The sequence below is a fragment of the Marinobacter nanhaiticus D15-8W genome (assembly GCF_036511935.1).
Taxonomy (GTDB): domain Bacteria; phylum Pseudomonadota; class Gammaproteobacteria; order Pseudomonadales; family Oleiphilaceae; genus Marinobacter_A; species Marinobacter_A nanhaiticus.
Map to the genome: position 1 here is coordinate 407,333 of NZ_AP028878.1, position 22,183 is coordinate 429,515.

Sequence of the window (22,183 nt, forward strand, 5' to 3'; positions counted from 1 at the left end):
AAAGCTATCGGGCATGACGCCTGTCGATGCGCATTACTTCCAAATGCGGAATTGCAGGACGTGAGTAGGTATAAAGCTATTTAGAATGCGGCGACATAACTTAAGTTAGCACTAGGAGTCACTTTGCGAAAAGTCTGCATTAATAAACGAAATAGTTAGAAATCATGACTCCACTCCAGCTAGAACTACTGCATCGCGATCCGATGTATCGCCCGTTGAGTTCGCGGCTACTGATCCATGTTGGTGTACATGCCCGCCATCTGTAGAACAATTCGAAGTTCAGCCCCCTGGATGGAGGCCACCCTAATGAGTGTAATCCAAGGTGCCAGCAGTATGGCTCCGGCAGTGCCTGCATACCCGAAGGGAAGATACCAAGTTGTTCGAATGGATTAGCAATTACAGCACCGCCCTTCAAATCACGCTGGGTATACTCACACTCGGCGTCTGGTATTTCTATGGCCATATCCTCAAAGCGTCCTACGACCGGAAACGGCGCCCCCGCGTTCTCATCAATAAGGGACTGGGCACGCTACACCTGGATTCGCCTTGTCTCATCTGCAATATGAGCAGCGATTCCATTTATGTGCTGTGCCTGATAGCCGAGCTTGAAACCTCAGAGGGCACATTTACGGCCCAGGTTACGCATTACGAGATGGAGGAAGGTGGCCAGACCTCCCGATTAAGTACCCGTCAGCAGCCCATCGATAGCGGCCAGTGCATGAGGATCAGGCATTTTCGGGAGCTTGTTACCCGGGCGGCCGAGGCCGGTAACATCGCGGTACAGGACGGGTTGCCGCAGGACGACGGCGTAGTGTTTCGGTCGCTCGCCGTAACAGCCATTTGTATGTACAGCTCGGAAGACCAGCCTTTCGGGACCGAGCGGGGATTTGATCTGGATTGCTCCAGGAAAAGTACGCCTCGGCTTATCCCTGTCGAATCAGATGCGAAGCGACTCGTGTCACGCAAGGATCGAAAGAAGGTAGCGACTTGGCTCAGGCGTTACACCTGAGTCCCTATCCCTCTCATAATCGTCGGTGATGACTGGATGAAAAAGGTTCATCACACGTTAGCGGGAACCGCGTAACGGAAAGCATTCGGGGAATGAGATGGCGGTCGGACTGCGTCCGACCGCTGTGTTCTTTTGGACTGCATCTTAACCCTGTAGCAGGCCCTTAGGCTGCCATTTTCTGACACGCCTCTGCACAGCGACGACACGCAGTTGCGCACCGCTGGCAGTGGTCGTGATCGTGTTTTTCACACTCTTCCGCACAAGCTTCACAGACCTGCGCGCAAAGCTGGCAGATAGCGACAGCGTGCTCGCTTTCACGCGCCAGCGCGCCGGCGGCGAGCCGGCAGAGAGCGGCGCAGTCCATATCCGTACGGATGCAGCGGGCCATCATGGCGACGTTGTCTTCCTTCAGACACGACGTCGCGCAGTAATCGCAGATGTCCGCACACTCATTACAGGCGGCAATACAATCGGCGTATTTTAGCGTGGACATAGAGACCTCCATTTCCAAGTAAAGTATTTTTCCACGTGCTCGTATAAAAGCTCAGCGCTCACTACCGCGTAGCTGAGCAATCGTGCTGCTTTCGGGAGCAAGCCCCGGCCGCATAACAACCTTTGTGCAATGGTCGCTCTTATCGCGAAACATGCGATAGGCGTTGGCTGCTTCCTCCAGCGGGAGGCGATGGCTGATGACGAAGCTGGGATCGATCTCGCCCTTCTCGACGCGCTCCAGCAATGGTTTGAGATAATGCTGGACATGGGTCTGCCCGGTACGGACCGTCAGTGACTTGTTCATCAGGCTGCCCAGGGGAAGTTTGTCGCCTATACCGCCATAAACCCCGGGGACGGAGACCGTGCCACCCTTTCGACAGGACATCAGCGCCTGACGCAGGGCCGCGGGCCGATCGGTCTCGAAGCGGACGATCTGCTTCGCTCGGTCATAGATGTGCTCGATACCCAGCCCGTGACCCTCCATGCCGACGGCATCGATACACGCGTCAGGACCTCGGCCGTGGGTCATGGTCTTGAGCTTTTCCACCAGTTGCGGTGGGCTCGACAGGTCCCGTAGATCCACCGTTTCCGCTTTCTGGCGGCGGGCCATTTCGAGACGTTCGGGGATCTCATCGATGGCAATGACCCGGGCTGCACCGAGCATGAAGGCGCTGGCGATGGTGAACTGGCCCACTGGACCGCACCCCCATACCGCGACCGTGTCGTCAGGCTGGATGTTGCAGTTTTCGGCGGCCATGTAGCCGGTGGGAAAGATGTCCGTGAGGAACAGCACCTGGTCATCGTGCAGGTGCTCAGGGACCTTCATTGGGCCGACGTCGGCATAGGGGACCCGGACATATTCGGCCTGGCCGCCGGAGTAGCCACCGACGAGATGGGAATAGCCAAAGATGCCGCAGGGGGTATGCCCCCAGAATTTCTCGGCCAGGGCAACATTTGGGTTCGAGTTGTCACACAGAGAATAAAGGTCCCGACGGCAGAACAAGCAGTTGCCGCAGGATATGGTGAACGGGACAACGACACGGTCACCGACTTTCAGGTTCTTGACGCTGGAGCCCAGCTCCACGATCTCACCCATGAACTCGTGACCGAGTATATCGTCCTTCTGCATCGTCGGAACGAACCCGTTATACAGATGCAGGTCTGAGCCGCATATCGCCGTCGACGTGACCTTGATTATCGCATCCCGCGGATTGACGATTTCAGGGTCCGGAACGGTTTCCACGCGGACATCCTCAGTGCCGTGCCAGCATACGGCCCTCATGGCTTCCTCCTGACCTTCTGCGTCCGATTGGTGGGCACTTCACCTGTTTCCATGTAGGCCTTAAGGTGGCGAAGGTTTTGGGTGAGCACCGAATTCTCGATGCCTGAGAGGAAGTGGTTGATGGCGGAACCGGCTGCGCCGCCTGGGGGTTCGAAGTTGAGATTGACGAACAGGTTCGTCCCTCCGACTTCATCGGGCCTGAAAGAGACGTCGCCCCAGGTACTGATATCCGACCCGTGCAGTGAACGCCAGGCGAGACGGCGGTTCGGTACGTCTTCCGTCACCTCGGCGAACCATTCTACCGAAGTGCCAAGCGGGCCTTTGGCGACCCAGTGGGTATGTCCGGTATCGGTGGCCTTGATGTCGTCAATAAAGCTCATCACTTCCGGAAGGCGCACGAACCCGTGCCAGAACTCGTAGACATCCTCCGGTGGCCGGTCGATGTTGACTGAACTTTCAAGGTGGACGTTGCGGCGTTGAAGGCCAGGAAATGGCGTTTTCTGGGAAGCGCCCACCTTCGGTTTCGCGGCATCAAGGAAGATTGCTGAACCGATGCCCGCAAGCAAGCTGCCGAGAAGTCCTCCGCGACGCCAGCCAACCAGCGCGGCCAGTGTTCCTCCCAGCAACGCAGCCCCCTTCATCAACTGTTGAGGGGAAGTACCCTGCCGACCCGCGGGGTTACGTGTCGGCGATCTCCTCCGTACTGGATCTGTCATAGGACCTCCTTGTAGTGATGAACATCGATGAACAACGATGAGCAGTCATGAGCAAGGATGAGCAGGCTCAGCTTCATAGTGAACCCGTCCAGGGAGGTCTGACTTATCCTGGGTTAAAACCAGGTCTATTTGGCCGCAAGTAAAGAAGTCGGGGACTGTCGCAGAAGGGCTGTGCGAAATATATACAGTTGCTTAATGTTTGACGGTTCTCAGGTCGGCAGGCCGAAATCGGGGCGCCACCCGCGGATGGCGCCTCGCATCCAAACCGCCTCTACGCCACGGCTCGAGCCACCGCCCGCCCGGCACTGCGACCGGAGAACAGGCAGCCGCCCAGGAAGGTCCCTTCCAGTGCTCGATAACCGTGCATGCCGCCACCACCGAAACCGGCCGCTTCACCCACCGCATAGAGACCCTGGATACGCTCGCCCTGTTCATTGAGCACTTGCGCGTTGAGGTCTGTCGACAGGCCACCCAGCGTCTTCCGGGTCAGGATGTTGAGGCGCACGGCAATCAGCGGTCCGTGTTTCGGGTCAAGGATACGATGGGGCTTGGCCGTGCGGACGATCTTGTCGCCGGTGAATTTCCGGGCATTGTGGATCGCCATCACCTGGAAGTCCTTGGTGAATGGATTGTCCAGTTGCCGGTCCCGGGCCTCGATCTGGCGGCGGATATCCGCCGGGTCCAGCAGGTTGTCGCCGCTGAGTTCGTTCATGCCCCGCACCAGATCCTCAAGGTTGTCGCGCACCACGAAGTCGACACCGTGCTCCTTGAAGGCTTCCACCGGGCCCGTCCCCTTGCGGCCGATCGGCCGTTGCGCCGTCTGCAGCCAGCTCTTGCCGGTGATATCCGGATTCTGCTCGGAGCCGGATAGGGCAAACTCACGCTTGATGATGCTCTGGTTGAGGATGAACCAGCTGTAGTCGTAACCGGTGGACTGGATATGGGCGAGCTGGCCCAGGGTATCCGAGCCGGGGTAGAGCGGAGCGGGGAAGCGTCGGCCCTCGGCATCGAACCAGAGCGAAGACGGCCCCGGCAGGATGCGGATGCCGTGCATCGGCCAGATCGGGTTCCAGTTCTGGATGCCCTCGACGTAATGCCACATCCGGTCCGGGTTGATGACGCGGGCGCCTGCGGCCTCGGTGATGCCGATCATCCGGCCGTCCACGTGCGCGGGCACGCCGCTGACCATGCGTTTCGGTGGCCGGCCCAGGCGCTCCGGCCAATTACGGCGCACCAGTTCGTGATTGCCGCCGATGCCGCCAGAGGCCACGATGATGGCCTGGGCCCGGTACTCGAAAGGCTCCTGCTCGTCGCGGTTGGTCTTGATGCCACGTTCGGCGCTATCCGGGGCGAGCACCTGTCCCCGCACGCCGTCGACATGTTCGCCCGTGGTCAACAGTTCATCCACACGGTGCCGGAAGCAGAAGCGGATCAAGCCCTGCTTTTCCGCCTCCCGCGCACGCCTCTCGAAGGGCTCGACGATACCGGGCCCGGTGCCCCAGGTGATGTGGAAGCGTGGGACGGAGTTGCCGTGGCCGCAGGCGTCGTAACCGCCTCTTTCCGCCCAGCCCAGCACCGGGAACACCCGATGGCCCATGGCCCGTAGCCATTCACGCTTCTCGCTGGCGGCAAAGGCGACGTAGGCCTGGGCCACCTGCCGCGGCCAGTAGTCTTCTTCCCGGTCGAACCCGGCCGTGCCCAGCCAGTCTTCCCAGGCCAGTTCGGGGGAATCCTTGATGCCCATCCGACGTTGCTCGGGGGAGTCGATGAACATCAGCCCACCCAGCGACCAGAAGGCCTGGCCCCCGAGGTTCCGTTCCGATTCCTGTTCCACGATCAGCACCCGCCGCCCTGCATCGGCCAGTTCGGTCGCCGCCACCAATCCTGCCAGTCCGGCGCCCACGATAATGACATCTGCCTGTTCGGCCATATCGAGCCCTCTTCTTATTGTGTGTATGCCACGACACCGTCTTTCCCTGCAGAAAGGATGGCCTGGCCAATTCGATCCAGCCCCTCAGTATAGGCGACGCCGGGGTAAAAGGTCGCCCGTTGAAAGCGCCAACGCACCTGTTTACCTGTCAATGACATGCGTTGCTGAATCTTGTTGGCTCCTTGCCTATCCTCGAAGCTGTTCATTGGTCCCTGGGCGCGAGTACCCCAGCCGTTATGGAAGACATCCCGACATGGAATTGACGAGCACGCTAAAGCTGTTTGCAGATTACAACCTTATCGTAGTGGTACTCGGGCTTGGGGTCCTGGCGCTTGCGGTGCTGCTCCACCGCTTCCGGCACTACCCGTTTTCCTTCCCGATCGTTGCACTGGCATTGGGCTATATCGCCTTTGCGTTGCCGCTGGGTATTACACCGCCGGATCCTCTCAAGCAGAGCAAGATGGCCGTCCACCTGACCGAGATCGGGGTGATCATTTCGCTCATGGGTGTGGGGCTGAAGATCGACCGCTTGCCGAGTTGGCGTGCCTGGAGTTCGACCTGGCGCATGTTGGCCATCGCGATGCCCCTGACGATCGCTGGCGTCGCCTTGCTTGGCTGGTGGATGGTGGGGTTCGCGCCGGCAGCTGCCCTGCTGCTGGGCGCGGCGCTCGCGCCGACGGATCCGGTGTTGGCGTCGGATGTGCAGGTGGGCGAGCCCGAAGACTCGGTCGACGAGGGTATCGATCCTACGCAGAAGGAAGACGAGCTGAGGTTCACCCTGACCTCGGAAGCCGGGCTCAATGATTCCCTGGCCTTCCCCTTTACCTACCTGGCCCTGCTCATGCTGTTTGAAGGCGGCTCGCCGTCAAACTGGCTCGGTCACTGGCTGGTCATCGACGTGGTTTACCGGATTGCCATCGGCATCGGCGTCGGCGTATTGGCCGGCTGGCTGCTGGCGGTGGTCCTGTTGCGGCTGCCGGTGGAAACCGAACAGGAAAGAATGAAGGCCGGCGTAGGTGCGCTGGCGGGTACCTTGCTGCTTTATGGCGTCACCGAAGTATTCGGCGGCTATGGCTTTCTCGCGGTCTTCATCGGCGCGATGACCATCAAGCACCGTGAGAAGACCCACCAGACACACCGCTCGTTGCATACCTTCGCAGAGCAATCCGAGCAGCTGTTGATGACCGGTATCCTGATCGCGCTGGGCGGTGCCGTCGCCGGTGGCTTGCTGGAACCGCTTACCTGGGAGGCTGCACTGCTCGGCATTCTGCTGATCCTGGTGTTGCGACCCGCGGCGGGTCTTATCGGCCTGTTGGGCGCCAAAAGCCTGTCGTTCCGGGACCGGTGTATTGCCAGTTTTTTCGGTATCCGGGGTATCGGCTGTCTCTACTACCTTGCTTATGCCTTGCAGAAGGGCGAATTTGTCGACGCCAAGTTACTGTGGGCAACCTGTGCGTTCACGGTCATTCTCTCCGTTTGTGTGCACGGTGTGTTGGCGACGCCGGTAATGCAGTTCAGGGAACGGCGGATCGGCCATGGAGAAGAGTAAGGCCCCCAACGGGCATGCGAGGGAATGCTTCAGTCAATATGGATGTAACGGCCTCTTGTCAGCACCTGGGATGTCGTTAGCTGCTCGTGCCGCGTGGCGAAGGCAATCGCCGTGATGCGTCGTGTGGCGGTCAGGCCTGGTGCGCCCCTTATCTCTTTCCGCTTGTAATACGACTTACAAGATATCCCGCAAGAGGTGAGACAACGATGGCTATGGTGGGCACTAGTACGGCCGTAAGCACCATGGTCTGTAGGACGAACGGCAGGTCGGGTAACAGTGCCTCAAGGCTCATCAAGCCCAGAATTACGAGTGGCCAGACAACTAACCAGACCAGGAACAGGCGGATCAAGTAGTTTGGGAAATTCTGCATGAGATCTCTTCGCTCCTGGGTAGCGCCGAAACGCCAGATTGCCTCTACGCCGTGAAAAGATAGCGAGCGTCATGCTTCCGAAACCGAAGCATTGAGAAGCCCCTCGCTCCTTAACCCAGCCAAATAGATAACTACGTGTCGTTCGATAAAGCTTTCGTCAAGCGGCGCATGTTGTACCAGAAGGCGAAAAAAGATCGGGCCATAGAGGCCGTCGACAATCGTATCTAAATCCGCCCCCTCGGCGACGCTCTCGTCCATTATCCGAATTAGGGCTTTTTTGGCAGCTTCCCTGCGCGGCTCCAGGTAATCCGAGACGAATGCTTCCATCGTGGCCATATCGGCCCGGCCAAGAGCAACAATTTCGCGAACCGTGCGTCCGTCTTTCCCGCGATAGGCGGTAACGACAGACCGCAGTTGCGACTTGATGTCGGCGATCGGGCAATCGGTAGTGGGGAAGGTGATCCGAGGGGATATATCGGCCAGGAATGCTTCCATGACCACGGCCCCTTTTGTCGGCCACCAGCGATAGATGGTGCGCTTGCCGATACCTGCGCGTGCAGCAATCCCCTCGATCGAAAGCCCGGCGTAGCCCTGCTCATCAAGGAGCTCACTCGCAGCTCGCAGGGCTGCCTCCCTCGACGCTTCGCTGCGAGGTCGGCCCGATCGGCGCTTTTCCGGCGTGGCGCTCACTGCCTTTCCAGCCCCATCGCTCGAGGCATAAGGTCGTAGGGATGCGCCCAGCCCGGCAACCTCGAGATGCGACTTGCCCACGCGCTTATCCTGGGATAAGTAGCCAGGTCGATCCCGGTCTTCTCGTCAAAGTAGATGTAGCCTGCCATTGAAATGTCGGCGATCGTCGGTCGGTCACCGACGACGTAGCTCCTGCCATCAAGATGACGTTCGACGTCCACGAAGGCGGCGTTCGCCTGCATTCGCAGGAACTCCGTAACCGGCGACTCGACTTCCCCCTTAAGGCCGACGCGCATTCGCAGCGTAGCGTAGAAGCTCGAGAAACGGTGATTATCAAAAAGGAGCCAGCGGAGGATTTCCAGCCGTTCTTCCTCATTCTTTCCACCGAACCGCCCCGTTAGGGCGGAGAGATAGGTCAGGATGACGCCACTCTGGGTCAGCCGCTCACTCCCGAACTCCAGTACCGGGATCTCTCCCATTTGGTTGACCGCCGATCTAAAGCGCGACTTGGTCTCGGGATCGAAGAAGTCTACGAATTCAGGTGCCCAATCCAGCTCGCAAAGATTCAGCATGAGCGCTACCTTGTAGGTGTTACCCGACTCACCCCTGCCATAAAGCTTGTAAGTAGCCATTGATGCCAGCTCTCCGAATTGGGGAATAATACAATACGAGCCGTATCGTATTATAAATAAGTGTGCTACACAACGCTTGCCTGATTCATCGGTTGATAGGGTTCTTCTGCGCTTACCTCTGGCTGTGGCGCGGATGCAACAGGGCGTCGATCTGGTGCTCATTCCCTACGCGGCTGCGGCGAAGGAAGCCGCGGATCGCCTGTTGCGGCCTGATCCCTCTGATGGGGCTGGAGAGAAGACATGAAAAGATTCAGTAAAATCCTCTATGTATCCGAACCGTCCGTCGAACAGACAGGTAGCATCGCCCAGGTCATTGCACTGTGCCGCAGTAACCAGGCGGATTTGACCCTTATCGAGGTCATACCTCCGCCTACGCCGGGCATGGTCATGCCGCCGGGCGGCCCATCGGCTGACGACCTGGCAGTGACGCGGATTTCCAACGCCCGGAAAGCGCTTATCTCGCTCCTTGGGCCTGACGCAGATCACGATGTCGACATTGATGTGCGCGTGGGCACCAAGTTCATGGAGGTCATTCGCGCGGTACTGGAAGATGGCTATGATCTGGTCATCAAGCCAGCAGAGAACCCTGACTGGATCGAGCGCCTTTTCGGTAGCGATGACATGCATCTTTTACGCAAGTGTCCTTGCCCGGTATGGCTGATGAAACCGCAGAAAAAGACGGTCTACGAGACAGTCGTCGCGGCCATCGACTTCGACCCCAATGAGGTCGATATCGATAGGGACGAACAGGCACTCAACGATCAGATTCTCGAGTTCGCAAGTGCGCTAGCACTTGCAGAGTCTGCGGAGTTGCACCTGGTTCACGTTTGGGATGCACCTGAGGCGGGTTTTATTAGCATGTGGACCGATGACCCTGCCAAGGCCGAGGTAAGTTTGGTAGAAGGGGAGCGTGCCCGGCATGAGGCCGGTATGGATTCGCGCATCCAAATGCTTCGCAGCTGCCTGGGTGAAGAGACGTACGACTACATCTCGCCCCGGGTTCACGTGCTTATGGGCTCGCCCCGCAAGGCAATACCTTCACTCGTCAGCGACCTGGGCGCCGATGTTCTGGTAATGGGTACGGTCGCCAGGACCGGCATACCGGGGCTATTCATCGGTAACACGTCCGAGGCGATCCTGGATCAGCTGAAATGTTCCGTGCTGGCGGTGAAGCCAGCGGGTTTTGTTACGCCCATAAAACCTGAATGATCGCGCGTTGGAGTCATTGAATCTGATTTAGGGGCCGATGTCTCCCTAGACCTCCAGCCACTCCTTGCGGATCTCGGGGTTGTCCTGCAGCGACTCCGGCGTGCCGTCAAACACGATCTTGCCTTCGCCCATGACATAGACCCGGTGGGAAATCTGCAGCGCGATGCTGAGCTTCTGCTCCACCAGCAGGACGGCGATGCCCGCGGTGGCGATTTCCTCGAGGATGGCGGCGACATCGGCCACGACCTTGGGCGCCAGGCCTTCGGTGGGCTCGTCGACCATGATGCAGCGGGGATCGCCCATCAGGGTGCGGAACATGGTCAGCATCTGTTGCTCGCCCCCGGATAGCACCTCGGCGGGAGTATGCTCCCGTTCCTTCAGCCGTGGGAAACGTTTGTAGACGGCGTCCAGGGTCCATTGGGCACCCGTCTGGCCCCGGCGCTTCATACCCAGTTCGAGGTTCTGTGCCACCGTCAGGCCGGGGAAGATGGCCCGGTCCTCGGGCACATAGCCCACACCGGCATGGGCCACCCGATGTGGCGGGAGCCCAGCGAGCTGTTTGCCCTCCATCTGGATGTCGCCCTTGGGCGTGACCAGGCCCATCACCGATTTGCACAGGGTCGAGCGGCCCACACCGTTGCGGCCAAGAAGGCTCACGATCTCGCCAGGCTTGACCTCCATGTTCACGCCCCGGAGAACGTGACTCTTGCCGTAGTAGGCGTGTAAGTCTCGTATCTGCAGCATCAATGGACCTCCGTGCCGAGATAGGCTTCCTGGACCGCCGCATTGGCGCGGATGGCTTCGGGGGTATCCGTCGCAATCACCTCGCCATAGACCAGCACGGAGATACGGTCCGCCAGTTCGAACACGACGCCCAGATCATGCTCGACCAGGACCAGGGTGCAGTCGGTGGTGATCTTGCGGATGAGGTTCACCACGGCGTCGGCTTCGTGCCGGCTCATGCCGGCCGTGGGCTCGTCCAGCAGGATGACCTTGGCGCCGGAGGCAACGGTCGCGCCGATTTCCAGGGCCCGCTGTTCGGCATAGGTCAACAAGGATGCGGGGACGTCTGCGCGATGCTGCAGGTTTAACTGGACCATCAACTCTTCGGCCCGTTCCGTCACGGCTCTCTGTGACAGTACGTTCTTCCAGAAGGCGTATTTGTGGCCCGCCGCCCACAGCAGGGAGCAGCGCAGGTTCTGCATGACGGTCATGTTCTGGAACAGGTTGGTTACCTGGAAGCTGCGGCTGAGGCCTTTGCGGTTGACCCGGTGCGGCGGCAAGTTGCTGACCGTTTCGCCGAAGAGTTCAATGGCGCCGCTGGTGACCCGCAGCCGGCCGCTTATCAGGTTGAAAAGCGTGGACTTGCCAGCGCCATTGGGGCCGATCACCACGTGCCGTTCGTTTTCCCGGATGTCCAGGTCGACACCGCGGATGATTTCGGCGCGGCCAAAGTTCTTTTGCACGTCTTTCAGTTTCAAGGCGGTACGGCCTGTCATGACTCACCTCCAGAAGACTTTGCGCCGGTTTTGCGGTGAAGCAGGGGACGGGCGTGGGCGACCATCAGGGCCAGGCCGACCGCCAGGATCCCCAGCGAGATAATCCACGGCATTGCGTTGGTGGCGGTCACGGAGACGCCCATCAGGTTCAGGGGTGCGCTAGGGTCCCAACTGCCGAAGTAGTGGTAGGCGAGCTCGACCGTGCACACCAGTCCGAAGATGGCGATGAGTGTCGTGCCCAGCAGGTACAGGCGGATCAGTGTGGTGCCCTTCCACTGACCGGCCCGAATGGCCTCCACCTGTTGGTGGAGCAGCCCGAACAGGCCTTGGGGGGCAAACATCACCACGGCAATAAACATCAGGCCGAAGTAGAGGACCCAGGCTTCGGTAAATGAGGACAGCGAGGTTTCCAGGTAGACCACCAGGGCGGCTCCAAAGACCGGCCCAAAGAAGTAACCGATGCCGCCCAGATAGGTGGCAATCAGGACCTGGCCGGAGACGATCTGACCCACGGTTTCGTCGGTGATGATTTCGTCGGCAATCACGAACAGTCCCCCGGCCAATCCGGCGAAGAACGCCGACAGCGAGAACTGGATAAATCGCACCATTTGGGGGTTGTAGCCGACGAATTGCGCTCGCTCGGGATTGTCCCGCACGGCGTTGGCCATCCAGCCCAGGGGCGTCCGGCGCAGGGCAAACATGGCCACGGCGGAGATGAGTGCCCAGCCCAGGATCAGGTAGTAGACGTTGATGCTGGGGCCATAGTTGACGCCAAACAGTGACGGGGCTTCCACCCGGTTACCGAAAAGGCCGCCTTCGCCGCCGAAGAAGTCGGTAAACATCAGGGCGCTGGAATGGACCAGGGCGCCGATACCCAGGGTAATCATGGCAAACACCACGCCGGCCCGCCGGGTCGAGACCGCACCGAACAGGATGCCGAACCCGAGCCCGGAAAAGGCGCCGACCAGGGGCAGCAGTTCCAGGGGTAGGCCGGTACCGGTGTCGTTGACCATCCGCAGGACGTGCATGGTGCAGAAACCACCGAGACCGAAGTAGACGGCGTGGCCGAAGGAGAGCAGCCCGGTGTTGCCCAGCAGCATGTTATAGGAGAGGGCGAAGACCACCAGGATGCCCATCTGGCTCAGCATGTCGATGGAATGGCCCGAGGTGAAAACCTGGGGGAGTATGAGGGCGACCAGGACGACAGCGGCCCAGGGCCAGAATCGTCCCAGGCGGAGACGAGGCCGCGTTCCCTCTGTCGCCGTCGGTTTTGTCGATTTGTCGCGTTGTTGTAGGACACTCATGCTTCACGTTTCCCCATCAATCCGCGTGGACGGAAAATCAGTGTCAGGACCAGCAGCAGGAACGGCAGCACCGGCGCCAGTCGCAACGAGTCCATGTACCAGAGGGTCGAGAAGAAGCTGTCCCGTGAGACTTCGACGCTGCTGAAGAGACCGGCGAGGGAGAAGTCGACCGAAAGTGCGAGAGTCTGGAGCACGCCAATGACGATAGATGCGATCAGGGCCCCCGGGACCGATCCCAATCCGCCCAGCACCACCACCACGAACACGATCGGTCCCATCAGGAACGCCATGCCCGGTTCGGTGACCAGATGGATACCGCCGACGACGCCGCCCAGCCCGGCCAGGGCGCAGCCGATGGCAAACACCCACATAAACACCTGGGGTACGTTATGGCCCAGTGCCGAAACCATGTCGGGACGGGACAGGGAGGCCTGGATGATCAGCCCCGCTCGGGTTTTCTTGAGGAGGATATAGAGCACGACAAACATCACGACCGACACCGCCAGGATGAAGACCTTGAAGGCCGGGTAGTCGATGCCGAACATCGTAAACAGCGTGAAGTCGAGGGAGTCTGGCATCCGGTAGGGTACCGGTACGGTGCCCCAGAAGAGGCTGACCAGTTCGTCGATCACGTAGGCCAGGCCAAAGGTGAAGAGCAGTTCGGGAACATGACCGTGCTTGTGCACGTGGCGCAAGCCGAAGCGCTCGACGGCTGCGCCGATCATGCCCACCAGGATGGGGGCCAGAAACAGCGCCACCCAGAACCCGGTCACCGATCCGACGGTATAGGCGAAATAGGCCCCGAGCATATAGAAACTGGCATGGGCAAAGTTGAGTACCCCCATCATGCCAAAAATAAGGGTAAGGCCACTGGACAGCATGAACAGCAACATGCCGTACAGGAGGCCGTTTAGCAGAGAGAATGCAATGGTTTCCAGCATCTGTATCCCCGGCCTTGAGTCATTTGGGATGCCAGTGGCGTAAGGACGCCACCGGATCTCTGCCTACCGTTCAGGGACGCTGCATCTCGCAGGTCGTTGGAACGGTGGCTTCCTCGGCGGGGATCTTGGCCACGGTCCGGAAGCCCAGGCCGGAATTATCCGCGTCGTATTTGGCGTCCGAGTCCATGACCGAGATGTACATGGGCTGGATCATCTGGTGATCTTTTTCCCTGAGAGTCACGGTGCCTGTCGGGGAATCGAACGTCATGCCCTCCAGCGCCTTCGCGACCGGGACCGCGTCGGTCGTTCCGGCCTCCTCAATGGCGGCCTTTAGCATGAACATCTGGTTGTAGATCTGGTGGTAGTACCAGTCGATTTCGGGGTAGCGCTGTTTGAAGTCCGTAAACCACTTTTCGTAATCGGTGAGGTTCTCGTCCACGTTGACATCGGCGTGCCAGGTCGTGATCTGGTGCAGCGAGTCCTCGCCGCGCTCGCCCACGGCCGCGGGCGTACCCAGGCCGCCGCCATAGTAGGTGTAGAAGTCGACGTCGAGGCCCGCATTGTCGGCGGCACGTACCAGCAATGACAGGTCATTGCCCCAGTTGCCGGTAATCACCGAGTCGGCACCGGATTGCTTGATGCGAGCCACGTAAGGGGAGAAGTCACGTACCTGACCAATCGGGTGGAGCACATCGCCGGCAATCTCGATATCCGGTCGTTTCTCGTTGAGCATCTTCTTGGCCAACTCGGAAATGACATGGCCGTGGGAGTAGTCCTGGTTGATCAGGAAAACCTTCTTGATGCCTTCCTGCTCGGCCATGTAGTTGGTCAGGGCTTCGAGCTTGATGTCGCTGCTGGCATCGAAACGGAAATGGTAGAAGCTGCACTGGTCGTTCGTCAGTGCGGGGTCGACGGCCGCGTAGTTCAGGAAGAGGATGCGGTTGTCCTCGTTGCGGCGATTGTTGCGATCCACGGCCTGGACCAGCGCGCCAGCCACGTTGGAGCCGTTGCCCTGGGTCACGAAGGGAATATCGTCGTCGATGGCCCGCTGCAGTAACTGGGTGGACTCGGACGCGCTTTGCTTGTTGTCCATGGGCACGATCTCGAACTTGCGTCCCATGACACCACCTTGCTGGTTAATCATGTCGGCGGCAAAGCGGAAGTGTTTCAGGCCTGCATCTCCCACATTGGCGAAGGCGCCGGACAGCGGTTCGATATAGGCGATCCGAATGGGATCGGTTGATTGCTGGGCATTGACGGTAATGGGCAGGGACAGGGCGAGCAGTGCGCCGGCCAGGAAGCCGGGCTTATTACGACGTGCCATTCTTTTTCTCCTCAATCTTCACGGCCCGGGATTGCGGCCTTTTTATAGTTGTCACGACTTTCGGAGTGCTTGGGCAGAGCGTTTTCTGGCTGTTTAGACGTTCTTCTTATACGGGAGTCCGGATTTAGGCCCCGGAAGTAGGGTCCGCCAACAGACAACTGTTAGTTATAGATTGAGTGTTGGCTAGATTCAATCCGCGGTTGATTATTTTTTAAAACGGTACCGTGTTTCGTTATAAGGTTTTAATGCCAGCACAATTCCGCTTGGCGAAATTAAGTGCGGGCGTCTGACGTGACGGTATGTCGGCCATGACTATGATAAACATGCACTTTCTACTGGCTGAAGCATTCTATCGCGACAGGCGGTTATTGCTGAACCGGTCTGCATCTGAACGATGTCTCCTACCGAACCGGAAGGGTGACCCATTTAAGTACCCCGGGGCCCCTATCGCGTTCGCGATGCACTCTTAAGAGGCATCCTGCTCTCCGAATGACAGTGGCCGCGCATGGCTCTCCGGCCGGATTGGCCTTTCTTTCCCTGGCATGGATTATGCTTTTCCCATCCGATGTTTTTCCTTGTGTTTCCTACACTTGAGTCAAGTCATCTTGCTTCCCTGACAGGGCTCAAATGCAACATGATACTGACTGTTTTACGCGGAGAATGTTTATGCGTTTGAGCATGTATAGCCTCGCTATGGCCTTGGTCTTGGGAGTTGGCGCCAGCACAGTTTCAGCGGCAAACGTCCCTGAAGGTGTCGAACTTGCCGCCCAGCAGGAAATCGTCTTCAACAACCAGTCGGAGCCGGCCACGCTGGACCCGCAGAAAATCGAGGGTGTGCCCGGATCGAGGGTGGCGCGACAGCTGTTCGAAGGACTGGTCATCCAGGATGAGGAAGGCAATATCCTGCCCGGCGTCGCGAAAAGCTGGGAGGTAAACGACGACAATACGGTATTCACCTTCCACCTGCGCGACGCGAAGTGGTCGAACGGCGACCCCGTGACGACCAGTGATTTCGTCTACGGCTGGCAGCGGGCGGTGGATCCGGAAACCGCATCGCCCTATTCGTGGTATATCGAGATGACCACGATGAAAAACGCTGCGGATATCGTGAAGGGCAATAAGCCGCCGACGGACTTGGGGGTCAAGGCGGTCGATGACCACACGCTGGAAGTGGAGCTGGATCAGCCGATTCCTTATTTCATTCGCATGCTGGGCCACACCACAATGGTGCCCGCCCCGCGCGAGGTTGTCGAAGAATACGGTGATGCCTGGACCCGTCCCGATCACATGGTATCCAACGGCGCTTACCGATTGACCGACTGGGTGGTCAACGAGCGGATGGTGCTCAAGCGCAATACATCCTACTGGGATAACGAGGATACGGTGCTGGACCAGGTCACCATCCTGCCGGTCGCCTCGGAGAACGCCGAACTGTCACGGTACAAGGCCGGTGAAATCGATCTCACCGGCGGTAGTACGCCGCTGGCTATCGAGCATTACCGTCAGCTCAAGAAGGACATTCCCGAACAGATTCATACCACCGGCCAGGTGGGCACCTATTACTACTCCTTCAACAATAAGCGGGCGCCGTTCGATGACGTGCGTGTGCGTAAGGCGCTGAGCTATGCCATCAATCGTGAAGTGGTGACCGACAAGATCACCGGCCAGGGCGAAATCCCGGCGTATTCCTTCGTGCCGGAAATCACGGCGGGCTTTTCGCCCGAGGAGCCGGACTGGGCCAAGCTGAGCCAACAGGAGCGTGTCGAAAAGGCGCGGGAACTCCTGGAGGAGGCCGGGTATGGACCCGATCATCCGCTTGAGGTGGAGCTGCTGTACAACACCTCGGATAACCACAAGAAGATTGCCATCGCGATTGCCGCCATGTGGAAGCAGACCCTGGGCGTCAACGTGAATCTGGTCAACCAGGAGTGGAAGACCTACCTCGCCACGGAGCGCGCCGGCAACTTTGATGTGGCACGTGCCGGCTGGGTTGGCGATTACAACGAAGCGTCGACGATGCTGGACCTGCTCACCACGGCCAACGGCAACAATTATCCGAAGTATTCGAATGCGGAATACGACAAGCTCATGTCCGAGTCCAAGACCATTGTCGATGAGCAAAAGCGTAACGACCTATATGCCAAGGCAGACGCCATGCTCAGCCGTGACATGCCGGTCGCGCCAATCTACCAGTATTCCACCACGCGTCTGGTAAAGCCCTACGTGGGCGGCTACCCCGAAGCCAACCCTGAAGACATCTTCTACTTCAAGAACATGTACATCACCAAACATTAGGACTAACGGGTCTGGGAACCCCGGTTGGGATAGCGCGCCCGTCCGGGGAGCCCTGTACCTGTCGTTACCAGGGAAACCGGTCGGATTCATGCGTGCCCTGAAGGCCAGGCCGTGTAGGTAAAAACCAATGTTACGCTTTGTATTCAAACGTTTGCTCGAGTCGATACCGACTCTACTGCTACTGATTACTGTCTCGTTCGTGTTGATGCATGCGGCGCCAGGCAGCCCGTTTTCAGCGGAGCGCAACATACCGCCGGAAATCATGGCCAACATCGAAGCTAAATATGGGCTGGATCAGCCGCTCTATATCCAGTACTTCAACTATCTTGGAGACCTGCTCCAGGGTGACCTTGGTCCTTCGTTCAAATACAAGGACTTCACGGTTAACGAGCTGGTGGCCGAGAGCTTCCCCGTTTCGGCGGAAATCGGTCTCTGGGCCTTTATCACCGCCGTGGTCCTGGGCGTCCTGTTCGGCACCATCGCGGCGCTTCGACAGAATACCTGGATGGATTACGGCGTGATGTCCCTGGCGATGACCGGTGTGGTGATCCCGAGCTTCGTGCTTGCTCCCCTGCTGATACTGATCTTCGCCGTGCACTATCGTTGGCTGCCTGCCGGAGGCTGGCAGGGCGGTCAATGGATGTTCCTCATCCTGCCGGTCATTGCGATGGCCGCCCATTACGTGTCCTCGATCGCACGCATCATGCGGGGCAGCATGATCGAGGTGATGCACTCCAACTTCATTCGCACCGCCCGCGCCAAGGGGCTACCAGCCCGCTACATCATCTGGCGCCATGCGCTCCGCCCGGCGTTGCTACCCGTTATCTCCTATCTCGGCCCCGCCTTCGTCGGCATCATCACCGGTTCCGTGGTGATCGAAACCATTTTTGGTCTGCCCGGGATCGGTCAGCTATTCGTTAACGGTTCCCTGAATCGCGACTATTCGATGGTGCTGGGCATTACGGTGCTGATCGGTGCGCTGACCATCGCCTTCAATGCCATCGTCGATATCCTCTATGCCTATATCGACCCCAAGATCCGCTACTGAGTGCGTCCTATGCTGAGTAACAAACAACACAGTCAGGCGGTCAACCAGTTTGCGGACCAATTGCAGTCACCGGAGGAGGTGAAAGGGCGCAGCCTTTGGCAGGATGCCCGCCGCCGTTTCATGCGTAACAAGGCAGCCATAGCCAGCCTTATCGTGCTTTGCCTGATTACGGCGCTTTGCCTGCTGGGCAGTTTCCTGGGGGAATACTCGTACGAGGACATCGACTGGAACAACATGCAGATGCCGCCCGCCGTAGAGTCCGGCCACTACTTCGGCACGGACAGCCTGGGCAGGGACCTGTTCGTCCGCACGTTGGTCGGGGGCCGCATTTCCTTGATGGTCGGCGTATTGGGGGCCCTGGTGGCGATTGTCATCGGCACGCTCTACGGCGCGGCTTCGGGTTACCTCGGGGGACGTGTCGATTCGGTGATGATGCGCACGCTGGAGATCCTCAACTCGTTCCCGTTCATGTTCTTCGTGATCCTGCTGGTGACCTTTTTCGGTCGCAATATCCTGTTGATCTTCATCGCCATCGGCGCTGTGTCCTGGCTCGATATGGCGAGGATCGTGCGGGGGCAGACCCTGAGCCTGAAGAGCAAGGAGTTTATCGAAGCAGCGCACGTGTGCGGTGTCAGTTCCCGGATGATTATCTTCCGCCATATCGTGCCCAACGTGCTGGGTATCGTGGTGGTCTACGCCACACTGCTCGTGCCCAGCATGATCCTGTTCGAATCCTTCCTCAGTTACCTCGGTCTTGGCGTGCAGGAGCCGATGACCAGCTGGGGCGCCCTGCTGAACGAGGGCTCGAAAACCATGGATGTGGCCATCTGGCAGCTACTTTTTCCGGCGGGTTTCCTGGTGACCACCCTGTTCTGTTTCAACTTTCTCGGCGATGGATTGCGTGATGCACTCGATCCGAAAGACCGGTAATCCCTCGTGACCCGGGAAGGAGCGTACGTTCTATGACCCTGTTAAGCGTTAATAACCTCGAAGTGCATTTCTCGACGCCGGAGGGCGAGGTCACGGCCGTCAACAAGCTGAATTTCTCCCTGGCGGCCGGGGAGACCCTGGGCATCGTCGGCGAATCCGGTTCCGGCAAGAGCCAGACGGCCTTCGCCCTGATGGGCTTGCTGGCCAAGAACGGTAAAGTGGGCGGCGAAGCCATATTCGAGGGTCAGTCCATACTGGGCCTGGGGCAGAAAGCCATGAACCGGATTTGCGCCGAGAAGATCGCCATGATCTTCCAGGATCCGATGACCTCCCTGAACCCCTATATGCGGGTGGGTGAACAACTGACGGAAGTGCTCAGGTTGCACAAGGGTATGAGTCGCAAGTCTGCCTTCGAGGAATCGGTCCGCATGCTTGATGCAGTCAAGATGCCGGAGGCCCGCAAGCGCATGAAGATGTTTCCCCACGAGTTTTCAGGGGGGATGCGCCAACGGGTCATGATCGCAATGGCTCTGCTATGCCGTCCCAGTTTATTGATCGCCGATGAGCCCACCACGGCCCTGGATGTTACCGTGCAGGCCCAGATCATGGCCTTGCTCGCCGAGCTCAAGCAGGATTTCAATACCGCGATCATCATGATCACCCACGACCTCGGCGTCGTTGCGGGTGTGTGTGACCGGGTGCTGGTCATGTACGCGGGCCAAACCATGGAATACGGCACGGCCGAGCAGATCTTCTATCGGCCTACCCATCCCTACACCCAGGGATTGCTCTCAGCCATTCCGCGTCTGGATAGGGACAGTACAGAGGTTTTATCCACCATTCCGGGTAATCCGCCCAATCTGCTCAAGCTGCCGCAGGGGTGTCCGTTCCAGGAGCGCTGTCCCCGGGTGATGGACGTCTGCCGACAGGAAGAACCGCCGCTGGAGCGTTTCAATAAGCGGCGCCGCGCCTGCCACTGGCACCCGGAGGAGCTGGCCGTATGAGTGCGCCAATACTCAAGGTTCGGGATCTCAAGGTCTACTTCAGCGTCCGCAGCGACAAGAGCTGGCCCTGGTCCAAACCCCTGTCCCTGAAAGCGGTCGATGGCGTCAGCCTGGATTTGCAGCCGGGAGAAACCCTCGGTGTCGTGGGTGAATCCGGGTGTGGTAAGTCCACGTTTGCCAGGGCGCTTATCGGTCTGGTGAAGGCCCAGGAAGGTAGTATCCAGTGGCAGGGCCGGGAGTTGGTCGGCCTGGATGCAGCCGGTTGGCGCGAGATCCGCAAAGACGTCCAGATGATCTTCCAGGACCCGCTGGCATCGCTCAACCCCCGCATGACCATTGGTGACGTCATAGCCGAACCGCTAAGGACCTTCTACCCAAAACTGAGCCGCCAGGAAGTGAAGGACAGGGTCAAGGCCATGATGCTCAAGGTGGGCCTGTTGCCGAACGTCATCAATCGCTATCCCCACGAATTCTCGGGCGGCCAGTGCCAGCGGATCGGCATTGCCAGGGCGCTGATCGTCGAGCCCAAACTGGTGATCTGTGACGAACCGGTTTCCGCGCTGGACGTGTCCATCCAGGCGCAGGTCGTGAACCTGCTCAAGCAGTTGCAGCAGGAAATGGGGCTTTCCCTGATCTTCATTGCTCATGACCTCTCGGTGGTCAAGCACATCAGCGACAGGGTTATGGTGATGTACCTGGGCAATCAGGTGGAGGTGGGTGACGGCCCCGTTCTTTATGCCGACCCTCGACATCCCTACACGCGAGCCCTCATGACGGCGGTACCGGTGCCTGACCCCGAAATCGAGCGCAACAAGGAGATCCAGTTGCTCGAGGGCGACCTGCCTTCACCGATCGACCCGCCGTCCGGGTGCGTGTTCCGTACACGCTGTCCCATTGCCCGGGATGCCTGCGCTGACCATGACCCGCCGCTGGATGGTGAGCCTCGTCATCAGGTGGCTTGCCCTTACGTCTGACGATTTGGGTGGTGCTGTGCGAGCCACCCGGTCACTGCATACCTTCGGTGCTGCCAATTTCCGCCTTTAGCCAATCCGCAAGCTGGGCCCCACGGCGAGACGGCACATAGCGCGGCAGCATCAAGCAGAGCCGCCCCGGCGTTTCTACCGAGCCCCAGGGTGCAACGAGATGCCCGCTATCCAGGTCGTCCTGGACCAGCAACCGGGGGGCAATGGCGACGCCCAATCCTGCCAGCGCGGCCTCGATCAAGTAGTACAAGTGATCGAACCCCTGCCCGTCGCTCAGGGCCCGTTCCAGACGCGACGTTTCCAGCCCGTGCGCTTGTGCCCATTGTGGCCATGCCTGGGGGCGAGAGTGGGTATGCAGTAATGGCGCAGTGAAAATCGTTTCGGGGTGCCCTGAATCGAAACGCGCCGCTTGTTTTGGACTTGCCACCGCGCAGATGTCTTCGGCGGCGAGTTCGATAACGTCCAACTCAGCGGGCCAGGGCGGTTCCGAAAAGACGAGAGTGGCACCCGCTTCTTCGCCTCTAGGGTCGAGTTCGCTGTCACCGGAGCCGACCTGGAGCGCGACGTCGGGCAGATCGCGCTGAAAGCGATCCAGGCGCGGAATGAACCATCGGGCCAGGAGACTGCCAGGGCATTTCAGGGTCAAGGGTGCGTCCTCGCTACTGCGTTTTAGCTCTGCGCAGCTCTCTCGCATGCGGGCGAAAGCCTCGCCGATCCCCTGCTGCAATCGCTCACCCTGGTGAGTGAGCTGGATTCCCCGCCCCGCCTTCGTAAACAGCATCACCCCGAAGTGCTCATCGAGACTGCGTAATTGGCGACTCACGGCGCCGTGGGTGACATGCAGTTCCCGCGCGGCGGCGGTCACGCTGCCTAGCCGTGCGGTCGCTTCGAAAGCGCGTAGCGCCGCCAGTGGCGGTATGTCCTGGCTCATGAATTCCTCGATAAATGGAAATGTGAGTTGGACTCACATATTGCT

Annotated in this window: 20 protein-coding genes; 8 read left to right on the forward strand and 12 right to left on the reverse strand. The window is 59.2% G+C overall.

What is annotated here, in order from left to right; translation table 11 throughout:
• Positions 1-376: 376 nt before the first annotated feature.
• Positions 377-1,009, forward strand: coding sequence for a hypothetical protein (locus RE428_RS01840; RefSeq protein ID WP_004579247.1), 633 nt, complete (start codon positions 377-379; stop codon positions 1,007-1,009).
• Between the two features lie 163 nt (positions 1,010-1,172).
• On the opposite strand, the gene RE428_RS01845 is transcribed toward RE428_RS01840, so the two are convergent.
• The 4 genes from RE428_RS01845 to RE428_RS01860 all read right to left on the reverse strand — a co-directional run bounded on the left by RE428_RS01845 (position 1,173) and on the right by RE428_RS01860 (position 5,429).
• The gene (locus RE428_RS01845) at positions 1,173-1,502 is read right to left on the reverse strand and encodes a four-helix bundle copper-binding protein (protein WP_004579246.1); all 330 of its coding nucleotides are present in this window, start codon (positions 1,500-1,502) and stop codon (positions 1,173-1,175) included.
• A 51-nt stretch (positions 1,503-1,553) separates the two neighbouring features.
• Positions 1,554-2,783: a zinc-dependent alcohol dehydrogenase gene (locus RE428_RS01850; protein WP_004579245.1), complete on the reverse strand. Its 1,230-nt coding sequence runs from the start codon at positions 2,781-2,783 to the stop codon at positions 1,554-1,556.
• Positions 2,780-3,499, reverse strand: a complete 720-nt coding sequence (locus RE428_RS01855) for an SRPBCC family protein (protein WP_081614533.1) — start codon at positions 3,497-3,499, stop codon at positions 2,780-2,782. Before RE428_RS01855 ends, RE428_RS01850 begins: the two co-directional genes overlap by 4 nt.
• Before the next feature lie 271 nt (positions 3,500-3,770).
• The gene (locus RE428_RS01860; protein ID WP_004579243.1) at positions 3,771-5,429 is read right to left on the reverse strand and encodes an FAD-binding dehydrogenase; all 1,659 of its coding nucleotides are present in this window, start codon (positions 5,427-5,429) and stop codon (positions 3,771-3,773) included.
• 253 nt (positions 5,430-5,682) lie between these two features.
• On the opposite strand from RE428_RS01860, the gene RE428_RS01865 reads away from it, so the two are divergent.
• Positions 5,683-6,978 (forward strand): cation:proton antiporter, encoded by a 1,296-nt coding sequence (locus RE428_RS01865; protein ID WP_004579241.1) that lies wholly within the window; start codon positions 5,683-5,685, stop codon positions 6,976-6,978.
• Positions 6,979-7,417: 439 nt separating this feature from the next.
• Here the strand turns inward: RE428_RS01865 and RE428_RS01870 are convergent, their stop codons facing one another.
• A complete protein-coding gene (locus RE428_RS01870; RefSeq protein WP_004579239.1) occupies positions 7,418-8,038 on the reverse strand; it encodes a TetR/AcrR family transcriptional regulator in 621 nt (206 codons plus the stop codon).
• Complete coding sequence (locus tag RE428_RS01875) at positions 8,035-8,670, reverse strand: glutathione S-transferase family protein (protein ID WP_004579238.1); 636 nt, start codon at positions 8,668-8,670, stop codon at positions 8,035-8,037. The genes RE428_RS01870 and RE428_RS01875 overlap by 4 nt, the downstream gene beginning before the upstream one ends.
• Positions 8,671-8,910: 240 nt before the next feature.
• Here RE428_RS01875 and RE428_RS01880 point away from each other — a divergent pair, with 240 nt between their 5' ends.
• Positions 8,911-9,879, forward strand: coding sequence for a universal stress protein (locus tag RE428_RS01880; RefSeq protein WP_004579237.1), 969 nt, complete (start codon positions 8,911-8,913; stop codon positions 9,877-9,879).
• A gap of 45 nt (positions 9,880-9,924) precedes the next feature.
• Here RE428_RS01880 and RE428_RS01885 read toward each other — a convergent pair whose 3' ends face one another.
• The 5 genes from RE428_RS01885 to RE428_RS01905 form a co-directional block, all read right to left on the reverse strand.
• Positions 9,925-10,623, reverse strand: a complete 699-nt coding sequence (locus tag RE428_RS01885; RefSeq protein ID WP_004579236.1) for an ABC transporter ATP-binding protein — start codon at positions 10,621-10,623, stop codon at positions 9,925-9,927.
• A complete protein-coding gene (locus RE428_RS01890; protein ID WP_004579235.1) occupies positions 10,623-11,378 on the reverse strand; it encodes an ABC transporter ATP-binding protein in 756 nt (251 codons plus the stop codon). Before RE428_RS01890 ends, RE428_RS01885 begins: the two co-directional genes overlap by 1 nt.
• Positions 11,375-12,682, reverse strand: coding sequence for a branched-chain amino acid ABC transporter permease (locus RE428_RS01895; RefSeq protein WP_004579234.1), 1,308 nt, complete (start codon positions 12,680-12,682; stop codon positions 11,375-11,377). Before RE428_RS01895 ends, RE428_RS01890 begins: the two co-directional genes overlap by 4 nt.
• Positions 12,679-13,623: a branched-chain amino acid ABC transporter permease gene (locus RE428_RS01900; RefSeq protein ID WP_004579233.1), complete on the reverse strand. Its 945-nt coding sequence runs from the start codon at positions 13,621-13,623 to the stop codon at positions 12,679-12,681. The genes RE428_RS01895 and RE428_RS01900 overlap by 4 nt, the downstream gene beginning before the upstream one ends.
• A gap of 70 nt (positions 13,624-13,693) precedes the next feature.
• A complete protein-coding gene (locus RE428_RS01905; protein WP_004579232.1) occupies positions 13,694-14,947 on the reverse strand; it encodes a branched-chain amino acid ABC transporter substrate-binding protein in 1,254 nt (417 codons plus the stop codon).
• 666 nt (positions 14,948-15,613) lie between these two features.
• Here RE428_RS01905 and RE428_RS01910 point away from each other — a divergent pair.
• From RE428_RS01910 to oppF, 5 genes are all read left to right on the forward strand, one after another.
• Positions 15,614-17,242 carry a peptide ABC transporter substrate-binding protein gene (locus RE428_RS01910; RefSeq protein WP_004579231.1) on the forward strand — a complete coding sequence of 543 codons (1,629 nt, stop codon included), beginning with the start codon at positions 15,614-15,616 and terminating at the stop codon, positions 17,240-17,242.
• A 127-nt stretch (positions 17,243-17,369) separates the two neighbouring features.
• Positions 17,370-18,290, forward strand: a complete 921-nt coding sequence (gene oppB / locus RE428_RS01915; RefSeq protein WP_004579230.1) for an oligopeptide ABC transporter permease OppB — start codon at positions 17,370-17,372, stop codon at positions 18,288-18,290.
• A 9-nt stretch (positions 18,291-18,299) separates the two neighbouring features.
• Positions 18,300-19,220 (forward strand): oligopeptide ABC transporter permease OppC, encoded by a 921-nt coding sequence (gene oppC / locus RE428_RS01920; protein WP_004579229.1) that lies wholly within the window; start codon positions 18,300-18,302, stop codon positions 19,218-19,220.
• Between the two features lie 32 nt (positions 19,221-19,252).
• On the forward strand, positions 19,253-20,224 hold the full coding sequence (gene oppD, locus RE428_RS01925) for an oligopeptide ABC transporter ATP-binding protein OppD (protein ID WP_004579228.1): 972 nt from the start codon (positions 19,253-19,255) through the stop codon (positions 20,222-20,224).
• Complete coding sequence (gene oppF / locus RE428_RS01930) at positions 20,221-21,198, forward strand: murein tripeptide/oligopeptide ABC transporter ATP binding protein OppF (RefSeq protein WP_004579227.1); 978 nt, start codon at positions 20,221-20,223, stop codon at positions 21,196-21,198. Before oppD ends, oppF begins: the two co-directional genes overlap by 4 nt.
• 31 nt (positions 21,199-21,229) lie before the next feature.
• On the opposite strand, the gene RE428_RS01935 is transcribed toward oppF, so the two are convergent.
• A complete protein-coding gene (locus RE428_RS01935) occupies positions 21,230-22,138 on the reverse strand; it encodes a LysR family transcriptional regulator (protein WP_004579226.1) in 909 nt (302 codons plus the stop codon).
• Positions 22,139-22,183: the final 45 nt, after the last annotated feature.